Genomic DNA, 14514 nt, shown 5'->3' on the forward strand with positions numbered 1-14514 from the left:
GTCGTGATGATTAAGTATATTAGGAGCAAACCCTACACAGGAGGATAAAAATGAAACAACTACAATTTATTTTATTCTCACTGATGTTGTGGGGAACCCTTCAAGCTGAAGAAGCTATTTTAGACTTAACAGCAACGATTGAGAATAAAAATGCGAATTTTATATTAACAGAAGAGCCGATTGTTGCTGAAATCTTTAAAGGTACTGCAGATTATGAAAAAACAGTTGCGGGTTTAAAAACAACTGAAGTCAGTCCCGATCTGCAATATCGATTAGTGATTAAATCTTCCAGTGGTATGGGAAGTGATCCTGAGAGTGGTTTACAAGGGATCTATTTGAAAAAAGATGATACAGTGGGTGCCGTGATTAAGTCACTCACATTCTTTTATGCTGATGAAACAACAGCGCTTAATATTACTCAAGCGCAGGTCAATTGTCAGTTAAATGGTAATGAGATTGTTTTTGGGCAAGCACAGCCACTTTTCCCATGCGTTTTAACCTTTGCCGGAGATCAATTAACGCCGCTTATGAGTAAAAACGGTTTTACCAAAATGAAATTTGCGTCGGCTGAAAATGCACAAGCCGGTACTTACAGCACCACTTTGGAACTTGAATTATCCGAGGTGTTGTAATGAGCTTTATACGTATTAGCGTGTGGTTTTTACTAATCACCATAGGACTAAATGCCTATACAGCACAGCTGCCAATAACCATTATTAATGCAGATAAGATAGCAAAGCGTTCCTTGCCAATGGCAATGAATTTTAGTGGCGTTGATGTCACCATGGAAAAAGGCAATAGTAATATTCAGTCAAACCCAGCAAATTACTCGTTTAGTAATATTGATGAAGAAAAACGTTATCAACTGCAGTTTCAAACAGGGGTGTTAGTTTCCGTTAATGCCGATGATCGAGCATATACAGGTATCGCACTAAAACATCAAACAACACAAGATGAATCGGTTGTTGTCAATAACTTACGTTTTGTCAATCAAACGGGGCAAGGTCTAGTGCCATGGGATGTCCGGCAAGGTAATTGTTATGCATTACCAGACGGACAAATTGATTTTGACACAGCAGAGGGTGGTGAAACATGTTATGTGCAATATGAAGGTTCAGAACTTGTCAACATAACATCATCAACACCAGGTAAGGTAACAGGTTATTTTTCAGCGGATAGTCTTGCGGCGTCTGGCTCCTACAATAAGCAGATGACAATTATAATTAGTGAGGTAATATAATGAAGTTTTTTATCATTCTAATGACCTGCCTATTTGCTCAGATTCACACTATCTATGCTGCTGATAATAATAAATATCTTAGAGCCGCAGGCAGTCATTCAATTGTATTGAGTGTCGAACATAAACCAATTAGTTACTATCAGGTAAGTGAGATGACGATCGATAATCCAAATTTCACTGTTGTAGATAGTGCATCATGTCAGTTTCTAGAGAAGCAGTGCATGATTCATATTGATGTGGCAGTTGAAGCTGCAGATCAAGTTGCTAATGTAAGCTATCACTTGACGGATTTACTTACAGGTGAGATTAGCCAAGAGAGTATTGTGCTAGAAACTGCACCCGTAATGAGCTATATTTCAAGTGTTAATGCCTATTATGACAATAACACAGAGCATTATTTATTAGCTCGTGGTAATCAGGTGACCTTTAATATTGAGATTGTTGGTGGTTTTCCATGGATTGATGCCGATGTGTCATTATCGGATAACGAGGCAATGCAGATTATTGATCATAACTGTACAGGGACAATTGAAGTTAATAATTCGTGTCAAGTTATGATAGAGGTTAGTGAAACAACTGAAGCCTTACATGCTGATTTAAATATCATCAATAGTTTGCCCCAAAAGAAAACCTTAGACATTGAGCATGGTTCGGGTTTGCAAAGCCGTGTGAAGAGATTATCTACGGGGATGCTCAAAATTGACTTTATTGCATTGCAAGCCACCAGTAGCATTGACATAGGTAATTTATATAATGATAAATGGACTATTGATGTTAACCACCAAGGAAGTTGCAATGTTGATTCAGTAACCAAAGCATTTACGCTAAGCCAAGGGGAAGAATGCTCTGTGTATTTGTTGCAACACCCAAATTATCGTTATTTCACCACAGGACTTTACCAAAAAGAAATTACCATTCCAACGTCAATTGGTAATTTTTCAATGGCAGTTGATTTGGAAGGACAATTAGCGATTCCGGATAAGCAAACAAATCATTTATTTATGTATAAAGTCAACGGCTATGCGCTTAGTTTTTTTCGTGAGATTCCGCTGAGTGTGCCAGTTGGGCATATGTTGACTAATGCCTTTGGCTATTTGTATGTCACTGATGCTGGGAGTGGTGATATTTATCGTTATAACCTTTTGCATGACAATATTGAGAAAATTTACACCAGTGTGAATGGCTCCAGTAGTCTTGCATTAAGAGAAAATATATTTCTCAATAATGCCCATAATCTACATATAGTCTATAAAGATGGAACATTGCTACAATTGCGTGACAGTGTTAATTTGGCAGACTCTGTTATTAGTACGTATGATTTGGGAAATGCAGAGAGCTTTTATCATATCTCAAAGCGCAGTAATAGAGATACATTATATCTGACCAAAGGTGGTATGGCTGAAAATACGATCATTCAAACGATCAATTTAACGAGTCCTCTGACCGATACAACGGATGATGTACTTGCTACAAATTTGGAAAGTAATACTGCGATGTTTTATATAAATAACAGAGTATTTGCCATTGATTCGAGTAATGCACCATTTTATAAAAAAGATAAGGTCGTTGAACAATGGACAGGTGGTAAGGCAACGAATAGTCTATCAGTTTTGGCAAGAGATATTCAGTTAGTATTTGAAAGTGTTAGTAATACTGAGGTAATGATTAGCCCAGGAGCCAATGGAGGCATTGCATTTGCTCGTGAAAGTGGAGTAAATCTTTCACATCTTAAACCATCAGATCTAGAGAGAGTCTTAGGTGATACATTAAGTGTGTTACCAAGTGATAATGCTAAGTTTTTTGCAATAAGTAATTCTGAGATAACTTCAGCAATATATGTTGGTCGCTGTTTGTACTACGGTTGTAACGGTTATAGTTTATACCGTTCGATGGATGAATTTTATATGCCCAATAACATCAATTATGATGCGATTACTGTAATTCAATTTTTATCAGCAACTGAGTTAAGACCAGTAATAAATTAAGTAAAGGAGGTAAGCTATGTTAAAACAAAAAATTCTAACGCAATGCCTAGCAATGACTTGTTTAAGTTTCTTTGGTATTAATGTTTATGCAGAAGACTTCTATTTTACCAAGCCAAGTGTAGAAAAAATCACATTGGAACATCAAGGATACTTTGGAGTCTCAAATATTAATATAAGTGACGCAACACATTTTGAAATACATGCTAATCAATGTGATGGTTTTTTTAATGAAAATCAATGTACTATTGATGTGCTTGTTAAGGATTTAGCAGCTTCACATACAGCAACTTTAAATTATCAAGTGACTGATCTGATCAGTGGTCAAGTAGAGTCGATTTCAAAAACATTTGAAGCGGCACCGGTGATGTATCGTCTTAAAAGTACTGAGGTTGAATATAATGAAGAGAGTAAACGTTATCAACTAGGTGCAGGGGATAATGCTTTTGTCGTGGAGGTCATTGGTGGCTTTCCATGGATTAATCCAAATATTAGTATTGATACAGACGTTGCAGGTGTTCAAGATGATTGTGCAGATGTGGTTCAACCTGGTCAAAGTTGCAACTTAACTATGACGCCTAATCCAACAGCAAATAATATTATCGGTAATGTTAATGCAGTCAATGCGCTAAGTTATGCTCCAATTACTGTTGAAGTGCTAAATGAGATCGATAAACCAGAAGTGCTAAAAATTGCACCAGCACTAACGCGCATTACACTTGGCGCGTCCAAAGGCAAAGTCGAAAATATTGATATTAGTGAATTTATGAACTCAGATTTTATCGAGTTTAGTGATGACTTAAGTACATGTGCACCTGATGAAACGGGTATGTTTACATTGAATGCTACTGAGTCTTGCCATATATTTGTTCATCAGAAGCCAGTAACATTTCAACGCACCATTGGTTTACACGCTGAGCGTCTGGCAATTAAGACACCAAAGACATCTTACATTACTGAAATGTCTTATAGTGGCTATCTATTGTTAGGAGATAATGATGGTGATAAATCCAGTGGTGATAATAATGCAAGCGTACTTTTTTATACTGCAGCGGATGGTGAGATGAAATATGCTAAAGAGAAAATGTTGAGTAGCATTGTCGGTAAAAATATTAATGAAATTAACCAGATGACAGCCAATTTATATGGTGAGTTTTATTTTGCTAATAATCGTGGTACGAGAAAGAAGTTATATCGTATTAACTTTGAAAATGATCAATCTCACGAATTGACGAATGATGCTGGTTCTGACTTCTGGGGAGTTGCAACGGCAACGGATCATCATCGGATTTCTAGCCGTGATTCACTGTCTACTTTTTTCCTTTCAACAAAAGGTTTGGTTGTCCAAGAATACCGTTATCTTAATACAGATAAAGATCAACTATTAGACTCAGAGAGTGAGCTTGATTTACAGGGTAATGATTTTTACGCTGCGGGTTTTTCAGCTTATCACAATACCTTCTATGCAGTTGAAGATGGTGAAAGCAGTCAACCTGCGCAGTATGCTGTAGTCGACATTTCGTCCAATAATAAAATTTCCAGTGGAACAAAGACGGTTAAAGATAGTAAAGGCAATGGTCAAACCAATTTTATTACTCTGTATGACACAGTAAGTAAACGTGAAAATGGTATCATGATGGCATCAGAAGATACAAGATACTCGACAAGAAAGCTATTTTATAGTCAAGATAGTGGTCTTTCACCAAACTTATGGCAAGCAATCGATTCTCCCACAGCCTCACAGTTAGGCACAGGACAAATTCCTTTGGCTCAAGTTAGTAATCAGCACATTGCTGTCGGTGGTCTTGCTGGACGACTTTGGCTATATAATAGGGACTTAAATTCATCTGAATATGGTTTTCATGCAACATTAGGTGATACGCAAACTGTAATTTCGGCAAAAATCAAAGGCTTAATCAATCAAGGTGTTATTGCTTTTAATGAAGATTTTGGTTTGTCTTTATTTGAAAAAGACAATGATGGCTTGGTACATAAAAGTAGCTATACGACAACCTCAAGGCTGCCAAGCAAAGCAAATAAGAATCAGATGGTGGTAACAGCTGAAATTGAATTTAGTACATTTAATGATGCTGATCGTTATGTTTTTATTACGAACAAATATGGTTCAGGAGATCTTTCAAGTTGGGCAGATGCCGGTGGAGCAAGTGGTATTGATGCAGGCAATAATATCTGTCAGGCAGATGCTGATGGTAGAGGCTTGTCAGGTAACTATCATGCATGGTTAAGTAATGAGAGCATTGATGCCATCGACAATGTCAAATCACATTTAGAAATTGTTTATTATAACTTGGATAACTCAATCTTTGCCTATAGTGATAAGCTCATTACGGACCCATTATCAGTTGAGATTGAGAACCCTATTTCAGATAGGTCCAATTTGGATATGTGGACAGGAACCTATGCGCTAGGGACGTTACGCACACCAAATTGTAATAATTGGACAAGTTCAAACAGTGCTAATCAAGGTAATTATGGTGATATTGATCTATATAATTGGAACCCATGGAAGTGGACAGAATTTGCAGCACAGGGATGTGACCGAATAGCTAAATTATATTGTTTTGAGGTTTGATAAAAAGAATCTGTTCATAAAATATTAATTTCACGTGGTCAAGTTATATTTCTGTTCTATCTTTAATCATAGAGATTTCATTTGCATTTGAGGTTAATATGAATCACATAATAAAATCGTTGTTATACATAGCGATGCTCCCTTTTTTGCTGACGATGAGTTTTGCGCAAGAGCAATCATCGATAGAGGAAAGTAAAAAAGAGCAAGTAAGCACTTCGTTTGAGAAGCTTGCTGATGAAGCTAAAGGTTTGGTTAAAACGCCCAATAGCCAACAAGAGCAAAACAAAGCATTAAAAACTAAAGTGTTACTTGGGAAGAGTCAATCTAGCGCCAATTATAATGCCACCAATGGTACAAGCCCTGTTAGTTTATCTATTGATGCATTAACATTAACACCTAAATTTAATGTTGCTATTGGTAAGATTATTGTTAACCCGATTACGCAACAAGGTCTTGAGTTGAGTTTAACTTCACGACCTGATTTATCAGCAGAAAATTCAGATGCAGCAAGAGATCAGAGCTTAGCTTATAACATTGGTGGTACACCATTTTATCTGAATATTCCTACCGTTGTTGTCAATATGGTGGGACCTAGAGTTAAGTTGGCTGCGATGTTGATGGGATCGTCTTTTGTTGACTTTACGGGCTCCAGTGATATTAGTGTCGTAAAACAAGACCCAAGCTTTCCCCTCAAAAAAGTAAACATCTTAACCATTGAACGTGATAATCGCTGGCATCAGATTAATATTGATTACACACCACACAATAATCAAACAAGCTCTATCGAATATATCGCTACAACTGAATCTGATGAAGTTTATCAAAAGCCGTTTAATCAATTTAGATATATCGATGCTTCTGGAACCGTGTTTTTGTTTAAATATGATGGATTTGAACAATATAACGCAGGTTATACCAATGCTTTTTATCGTCTAGATAGTGCAACATTTACCAATGGTGTCAAATTAACATTTCATCGCAAGATGAGTTTTCCAAACCAAAATGACCCTGAGGATCGCCCCGTTCGTAGAGGGGCTAATAAGTTGACTTCAATAGAAGCGACTTACCCTGATTCAAATTTAGGTACAAAGCAAATGGTTTTATTTACAGAAGTAAATTACAGGAAAACAAAAATTGATTTTTTACCTTTAAATCAACAGTTGACGTTGGACTTTGGCAATACAATTGAACTTGAAGTGCTTACAAGCAAGAATGAAAAAACAGTGTTTACCACCCAATTATGGGGTGATGGTATTATTTATCCTAATGGTTATAGACAAGATATTGAACGCCCTAGTAGTCATGCTGTTGATCTTATTACTAAAGATTATGATAATAATATCATACAAAAAGAAAGTTATGGCTTTGCTGCTTATGGTTATGATCCAGATAAACTAGGTGGTAATTATTACTACCATCCAACATTTAGCAATAAACCTGCTTTATCTAGTAGTACCTTGCAGAAAGATTTTAATCAATGTTTTGAACTAGCGAAATTGCAGCACAATGATCCAACATTAGCATGCGCTGAGTACTATATCCAAAGAACAGGTCAGCATAAACAGTACCATAATGACTTCTTTGGACTTGTTAAACACTTGGATACTGATCTATCGTATATTACCAAGCGTTATAATTTTAGCTATGGTACCTATCATTCAGTTAAAAAAGCCGCAGATGACTTTATTAGTGTCACTGCCAGCTATTATTCACTGGGTAGGATGACTCAGCAAGTTACTGGCACCATTGACGATGAGATAGGGTTCGACGAGGATAAAGGAACGGTATTCAATCTTGACGATCAAAACTTTCTAACACTTCAACTAAAGGATAATAAAGGCAAGCCTTTTTATTTGAAAAACCTTACATACACGCTTAATTATTATGGGATTGAAGATGAGTTATATAAACCTAGTGATGAGCGTTCATTACCGTATCGGCAACTATTACAGAAAAACGTCAACTTTCAACAGCCTAAATTAAGCTACACATTTCAATTTACACCACGTAATAGTGATAATAAAATCAGCCCTTATTCTGTGAGTCGAAGCTATTTTCGTTATGATAAATACGGTGCACAGCTAACCAAAGAAACTAATATTTATACGATTAATCCGCAGAGCAAGCAAAGGACCGATCTTGCACACTCATTGACGGAAAATAGCTATGATTATCGCTATTACCAACCTGAAAACTATCAGTTCGTCCGCCCACTCAAAAGCTCTCGATTAATTAATAAATTGGCACAATTGCATAATGAGTCAACCATCGGTAAACAAACCGAATCAACTGCTATTAGAACCTATAAAGCGTTAAGTCCAATTAAGCTGCGTGATCGAGATGATGCTCATTATATTGTTATTCCCTATGCTGCTAATAAAATAGAAAGTGTGATTAGTGCAAGCGGACGTGAGCATTTTATTAGTCGAAGTGATACCGTTGCAGTTGGGCAAAGTTGGTTTACGCATGGAGCCCCCATTTCAACTATTGATTATATTTATGATGCCAATAATCGTGGTATTCAAAACACACAAACTGATAAAACAATAAATCTCATTACCAAATTTGATATAGCATCAAACAAAGCAGCAATTAAAGTGCAATCAACAGTTAAAGAGCTACGACATGAACCTAATAGCAACACGCCAAGATCATTGCCTTCAGTCATTGAATACTTTGATTTTTTTAATAATGACAAAATTCTCTCTGAAGATCCCAATTCAGGCGCTTTTACACATTATTCTTATAATGGCTTGGGGCAATTAACTGAGCAAATTACTGCATTACCCAATGCGCCTCCTTTAAATCACCAGCAAACTTACTATGATTATAGTCAATATAATATCAATAAAAATCTAGCTTTAACCGTTGAAGAAACGATTAATGGTTTTACGACAAGCAAAATAGTTTATGATGCACTTAATCGCCCTAAAGAGAAATATCGGCGCAATCATTCAGATGCGGAGTGGTTTAAAATAGCAGATTACAACTATGACATTGTAAGTAATAAGGTAACTAAAAACGAGTATTTACGATCAGTTGATCTAAGTAATCGTGTTTATACACAGGCAACAAAGACTATCAATTTAACCTCTCCAAGCGGCTTAACAACAGTGAGTGTAGTAGATTCTCAAAATGGACTAGTTCAAACCAATATCGAAACACGCAGACCTAATCCAGTACTTGTTTCATTGAATAAAGAGCATATGGTATATGCTAATATCTCCACAGATTATGTAAGTAATTATCACAGAGATTTTAATACTGTACTTCATACTGGCTTGAAAATTATCATAACCCCCATTACAGGAAACTATGCAAATACACAAATAGTCATAGAGATTAATGGGAATCCAACATATGTAGCATACGATAAGAATAAACAAATTTCAGTTAATGAGAAAATATTGCCACACATTCACTTACTGAATTCTTATTTTTATTCAGTGTGCAATTTCCATCTAGGAATACCTCGTTGTGATTTTAGTTCCTTAGAATCTTTTTTTAAACAAGCAAATAGAAGTATATTTGAACAATTAATGCAAAGAAACTACAACGTATCATATCTATCTCATAACTATTCAGGCAAGCCACAACAAAGCATTAGCAAACAGTGTGCAGATGATCTAAGTCTTTGCTGGTATCAATATGGCGTTAATCATTATAATAATCGTGGAAAATTGCAATCCCATGAAAGCTTCAATGCTGATACAATTGTTAGTCCTGATAGGACAGTGTTACAGAAAAAGGACTTACGCACAAAGCACTATACTTATCAGCAGCAAAATATTCAAAAGCTTGACAATATTCGCGTTGAATCATCTAAAGGCAAACAGCATATATTCAAAAACCAAACCAAAGACTCGCCACTTGGCTTTGTCTATCAAGATCAAGAAGGGACTTATAGCTATTGTTTAGATAATAAAAATGCTTGTTATCTAGGCAAAGTGAGACGCTTTACCCGCTTAGGGGATAATGCACAATTTATTGACTATACATACAATCCTTTTGGTATGCTCAAATCGGTTACAACAGACCACCATACCACTAACTATGAGTATGATGAGAATTCCTTTTATCAATTAAAAGAACAAACAAGATCAAATAATAGAGGTGTTGTGACGTCTAAATTCACGATTGATCAACGTTATCTAAATCATCAAATACAAAAACAGACAGTGACAAATACGGTGGATAATGCACTGGTTAATGTTAACCAAACGATCAGCTTAAACAAAATAGATGATGTTTCTTACATTACCTACACAAGCAACCCAAACAAATATAAGCGTTTAAGAATTGAGCTTTCTTATGAGGCTGATCCTACAAATTTACTGTTTTCTCAAGCTAAGACAGTGAAGTATCTTATTGACAGTGTTTATCAGTATGAACGCCAGTCTTCGCTTAAGGTGTCTCATGATAAGCTTAGCAAGCGCTATACCAAAATCAGTGAGAATACTTATAGAAGCTATGCCCAAGGGCAATATATTAAGCATATAACAACCAAACCGTTTGGCGATAGTAAATTTATTAGCAGCACGATTTTTAAGAAAAACCAAGAAAATAACGTACTAACATCAACTCATCTTCACAACTTATATGGGAAGCTGGTGTACAAATACAGTCACTTTGATTTGACTGTCTTTGGCGGCGATAAACATAGCAAACAAGAACAATATCAGTATTCATATAAAACGGGTGCATTAACCCAATACGATTGTATTAGTGATAAACTCTGTCCGTATGATGAGCATGGGCATGTGATTAATCAAATTAAATATACGCATGATGATAGTGTTGGCAATTTAACCAATCTTACGATTTTTTCACCTGACACTAAGACGCCAACAACTGTCGGTTATGAATATGACAATAGTACTTATCCAGGACAAGTTACTGCTATTAATGATAGTTTTGGCTTGTTTGATGAAAAAAGTCTTAAGCTTAATTATGATAATGAAGGGCGCTTAACAGCTATAGCACAAGGTGGTTGGGCGTGGTCACCCAAGCAGTTTATTAACAAAACCTATCATGCAGATAATAGCATTGCTTCAATCATTGACCCACAAAATAAGCTCCATAGTGAATATTATTATGATGTGTTTAAGAATGTCACACAAATTGACATCAATAACGCACCTTTTGCAAGCTACTTTTACACAGGTGCTGGCAGTTTACTGTTTCATAAAAACAAGCAAGGTCAAACGGTCTATCCATTAACGGGGGCTGCAGTTGTTGTTGATAAGCAGTTAGCATCAAAAATTGCGTTAAACCTTGATGATGGAGGTAATCATTTAGGCAGTATTGTAGATGGAAAGCTCACAAGTTTTATGGTGTACTCACCTTTTGGTATTGAAAAGGATATTTTGATAACACTCATACCAAATGCAAATAGTGACTTAGCCGGCATATCACCTTATGGCTATAATCAGCAATTAAGTATTCGATTAAACGAAGGTGGTAAAGCATTGCCAACATGGCAGTTCTTAGGTAACTATCGTGCTTACACACCGATAATAAGGCACTTCACCTTGCATGATAACTGGTCTCCTTTGGGTAAAGCAGGATTAAATGGCTATGCATATGCTGGTAATGATCCCATTAATCGCTTTGATCCAAATGGTCATATGTGGAGCTATAAAAGCTACATGTCACCGGCGGCAATGATTGGACAAGCCGTTGGCTTATTTGTCTTTAGTGCGTTGACTTCAGCGGTGACTTTTGGCATGAGTGGACTAGTTGCAGGGTCAATCGCTATGGCGATTACAGGCGCAACTTTTATTAATAATATGGCAATGGCGGCGAACCCAAGCTATCGCGAGTCTGTTGCCGGGCAGGTGGTTGATTGGGGGTTGAATGTAATTGATGTTGTGACAAGTGTATACGAGTTTGGTGTGTATTCTAATAAGCTATATAAGCTCAATAAGTTTGATAAAACAGTAGGTGTTAACCTCAATAAAAGACTTTCTAAGCTACGTAGTCAAGGTGAATTTGAGATGTTTATGCAGCAAAGTGGAGCAGAGCACTTAGGAGCTGGTACCTATGGATCAGCTTACAAATTAAAAACTGATCATGGCGATAGAGTGTTTAAATTCTCAATAGATGCTAAAGATCCATACTCTAACCCTAAAAGGATTGCTCGGAAATGGAATCATATATATGGGGTTATACATGATGGGAAATTTAGAAACTATGCAAGTGCAAAAGCACATAGCAATACAATCTTAGAGACCCCATTTATTGGAGGGAGAGATGCCTCTTATGTAGAAGCACGCAACTTTAATTATCAATTACTTAGCCCGAAATCAGATGGCTCTCGACATATAATGCTAGATGCTACTGTAAATGGTAATGTGAAAATTGTTGGTCTAAATGGTCAAGAGTACGCACTTCCCGTGGACTTAGATCAAATGGCAACTTTACCTAGAAAGTATCGACGACAATCATTTATATCAAAAGATATAACTACTGATACTGCATTCATAAATCCTAAGAATCCCCTTGATTATGAGTTAAGGCAAGGGGCAGAGATGACTATGATCAATCGTAATGTCAATCCAGCAGGTCTACCTGAACACAATGATATAGTTAGGTTTTTTCGTGATAACCCTAATGCTCATAATGAAATGTGGAACACATATGCTGGAAATTATGAAAATTCATATAAGAATATTGAGGTTATGAATCTGGATTAGCATCAGGGTTGATAATAAGTTACATGATGCCAAGACAGTTTGGAGATTGAGGGAAATCTGAAAATAAAAGTGCTTCAAATTGACAGGACAGATTTAGTTTAGCCATTGAGGATTCTTTGCACTTCTTGTTGAGTAACCTCCTTACACAATTGTCTCAACCACTTGTTTTTCGCATCATACTTAAGGCGTTGTGGATAAAGTGCTCGTAACATAAAAGGATTAGTGTCAAAAGGAAGAGTGGTTGTATTTAAATTAAAACGTTTAGCTAATGACATTACCGTGGTGATAACACATTGATCATCCATGATTTCTAATGCTGCAGAAAATGTTGAAACACGAGCATAAATATTTCGTGGGTCGGGTCGTGTTAGGTAGCGCAGAAATTTATTGTGCTCATCATCAAAACCAAATAGGATATGAGGTATATTAATATAAATGTCATAATCCAATTTTGCTGGTAAGGGATAGTTTCGATAGCCAATGACTAAACTATCCTCAAAAAGCAATTCAGCGTTAAAACTATCTAAATTATTCAAAATACCCACCACTAAATCAGCATGTGTGAAGTCGAATTTTTGTTGAATCTGATAAATTGCAGAGAATGTTCGAACGTTAATGATATGATTAGGGTTGCTTTGATTTATCTGCTGCAAGAGAGAGGTTAACCCCAAATAGGCAAAATATTCAGAGACATATATATTAAAGGTTGAAGCTGTTTTTTCAGGAATAAACTCTTCAGCAGGAATGAGATAGTCGATATCATCAAGTATATTTTGTAATGGTTTGATCAATGATTTGGCTTTATTGGTTAATAACATATTATTGCCATCACGAATCAACAGTTCATCTTTAAAACGATCACGCATTTTCCCAAGACGAATCGTCACCGCAGGCTGTGATAAATTCATTACATTCGCAACACGACTAATACTTTGTTCAGATAGGAGTAATTGTAGTATTTGTAAGTCAGAAATATCCATATTTTACCTCACGAAGGGATTTTTAAGTTAAGTGATTGCGCAAGCTTTTGTATCTCGGTTTTGCATATATTTCGTAGCCATTTGTTTTTGGCATCAAACTTTAAGCGTTGGGGGTAGTGTATATTACAAGCAATCGGAGGGATATCAATCGGTAAAGGGTACGTATTGAGATTGTAGTTTTTAGCAAGACTTTTGACTGAGGTCATCACAAATTTATCCTCTAGCAATGTAGTGGCAAGATTTAAACTTGAGATTCTCATTTTGACATTGCGAGGGTCGGGTGAACCAAGTGTCTTTAAAAAGGGGTTACCTTCTTCAAGTGCATTGATCAAGATGTGAGGCAAGTTACAATATTCATCTAATGTGAGTGCTTTTGTTTGATCAATAGGGTAACGATCATAAAGCAAACAGACTGGGTCATAATGTGAGATTTCAGATTCAAATTCACCAAGATCATTGTCATTGACAGCTCCTATGATCACTTCAGCATTACTAAAGTCATGAATGCCCTCGAGGTTATGTAATGGTGGAAATATATGCAAGTGTATTTCATGTTGGGGGTGAAAGCTATGTATGGCATCAAATAATGTTTTTGACACCAAGTACTCACAATACTCATTCATATGAATATTAATAATACAAGGCTCGGCTCTTGGATCAAAATGGGGGTGAGGGAATAGCTCATTAATTTGCTCAAGTAAGCGTTTTAAAGGCTGGATGATAGTTGTTGCTTTCTCAGTAAGCACCATAGTGTTACCTTGTCGCACGAGTAGCTCATCATTAAATCGTTTACGCATCTTGCCAAGGCGAATGGTTGCCGCAGGTTGCGATAAGCTCATCTTTTCAGCAGCATAAGTAATATTGCGCTCAGTGAGTAGTATGTAAAGCAGTTGCAAATCACTGATATCCATTAATCACTCCAAGTCATCCATTTGTTCTAAGCCTAGAATGTGAATCAAGGTTTAAATTATGCACAGTATTTTTGTGCCAGCAACTCAAATGCTGCACATAGCCTTCCAAATAC

At 36.4% G+C, this 14514-nt stretch carries 7 protein-coding genes; 5 read left to right on the plus strand and 2 right to left on the minus strand.

Annotation, left to right across the window (positions count from 1 at the left end; genetic code table 11):
- Nucleotides 1-50: 50 nt before the first annotated feature.
- The 5 genes from ACY10D_RS01465 to ACY10D_RS01485 all read left to right on the plus strand — a co-directional run bounded on the left by ACY10D_RS01465 (nucleotide 51) and on the right by ACY10D_RS01485 (nucleotide 12510).
- On the plus strand, nucleotides 51-632 hold the full coding sequence (locus ACY10D_RS01465; RefSeq protein ID WP_486999037.1) for a hypothetical protein: 582 nt from the start codon (nucleotides 51-53) through the stop codon (nucleotides 630-632).
- Entirely contained in the window at nucleotides 632-1240 is a 609-nt protein-coding gene (locus ACY10D_RS01470; protein WP_486999038.1) for a hypothetical protein, read from the plus strand. The genes ACY10D_RS01465 and ACY10D_RS01470 overlap by 1 nt, the downstream gene beginning before the upstream one ends.
- A complete protein-coding gene (locus ACY10D_RS01475; RefSeq protein ID WP_486999039.1) occupies nucleotides 1240-3225 on the plus strand; it encodes a hypothetical protein in 1986 nt (661 codons plus the stop codon). Before ACY10D_RS01470 ends, ACY10D_RS01475 begins: the two co-directional genes overlap by 1 nt.
- Before the next feature lie 16 nt (nucleotides 3226-3241).
- Entirely contained in the window at nucleotides 3242-5815 is a 2574-nt protein-coding gene (locus ACY10D_RS01480; protein WP_486999040.1) for a hypothetical protein, read from the plus strand.
- 98 nt (nucleotides 5816-5913) lie between these two features.
- Nucleotides 5914-12510: an RHS repeat domain-containing protein gene (locus ACY10D_RS01485; protein ID WP_486999041.1), complete on the plus strand. Its 6597-nt coding sequence runs from the start codon at nucleotides 5914-5916 to the stop codon at nucleotides 12508-12510.
- A gap of 98 nt (nucleotides 12511-12608) precedes the next feature.
- Here the strand turns inward: ACY10D_RS01485 and ACY10D_RS01490 are convergent, their stop codons facing one another.
- Together ACY10D_RS01490 and ACY10D_RS01495 are read right to left on the minus strand one after the other, a co-directional pair.
- On the minus strand, nucleotides 12609-13490 hold the full coding sequence (locus tag ACY10D_RS01490; protein WP_486999042.1) for a LysR family transcriptional regulator: 882 nt from the start codon (nucleotides 13488-13490) through the stop codon (nucleotides 12609-12611).
- An 8-nt stretch (nucleotides 13491-13498) separates the two neighbouring features.
- The gene (locus ACY10D_RS01495) at nucleotides 13499-14401 is read right to left on the minus strand and encodes a LysR family transcriptional regulator (RefSeq protein WP_486999043.1); all 903 of its coding nucleotides are present in this window, start codon (nucleotides 14399-14401) and stop codon (nucleotides 13499-13501) included.
- Between the last annotated feature and the right edge of the window lie 113 nt (nucleotides 14402-14514).

It is taken from the genome of Cysteiniphilum sp., from assembly GCF_057495195.1.

What these genes read in the sequence shown, in the direction of transcription:
- ACY10D_RS01495 (WP_486999043.1), bottom strand. Translation starts at nt 14,401, where the DNA reads ATGGATATCAGTGATTTGCAACTGCTTTACATACTACTCACTGAGCGC.
- ACY10D_RS01480 (WP_486999040.1), top strand. Translation starts at nt 3,242, where the DNA reads ATGTTAAAACAAAAAATTCTAACGCAATGCCTAGCAATGACTTGTTTA.
- ACY10D_RS01475 (WP_486999039.1), top strand. Translation starts at nt 1,240, where the DNA reads ATGAAGTTTTTTATCATTCTAATGACCTGCCTATTTGCTCAGATTCAC.
- ACY10D_RS01465 (WP_486999037.1), top strand. Translation starts at nt 51, where the DNA reads ATGAAACAACTACAATTTATTTTATTCTCACTGATGTTGTGGGGAACC.
- ACY10D_RS01470 (WP_486999038.1), top strand. Translation starts at nt 632, where the DNA reads ATGAGCTTTATACGTATTAGCGTGTGGTTTTTACTAATCACCATAGGA.
- ACY10D_RS01485 (WP_486999041.1), top strand. Translation starts at nt 5,914, where the DNA reads ATGAATCACATAATAAAATCGTTGTTATACATAGCGATGCTCCCTTTT.
- ACY10D_RS01490 (WP_486999042.1), bottom strand. Translation starts at nt 13,490, where the DNA reads ATGGATATTTCTGACTTACAAATACTACAATTACTCCTATCTGAACAA.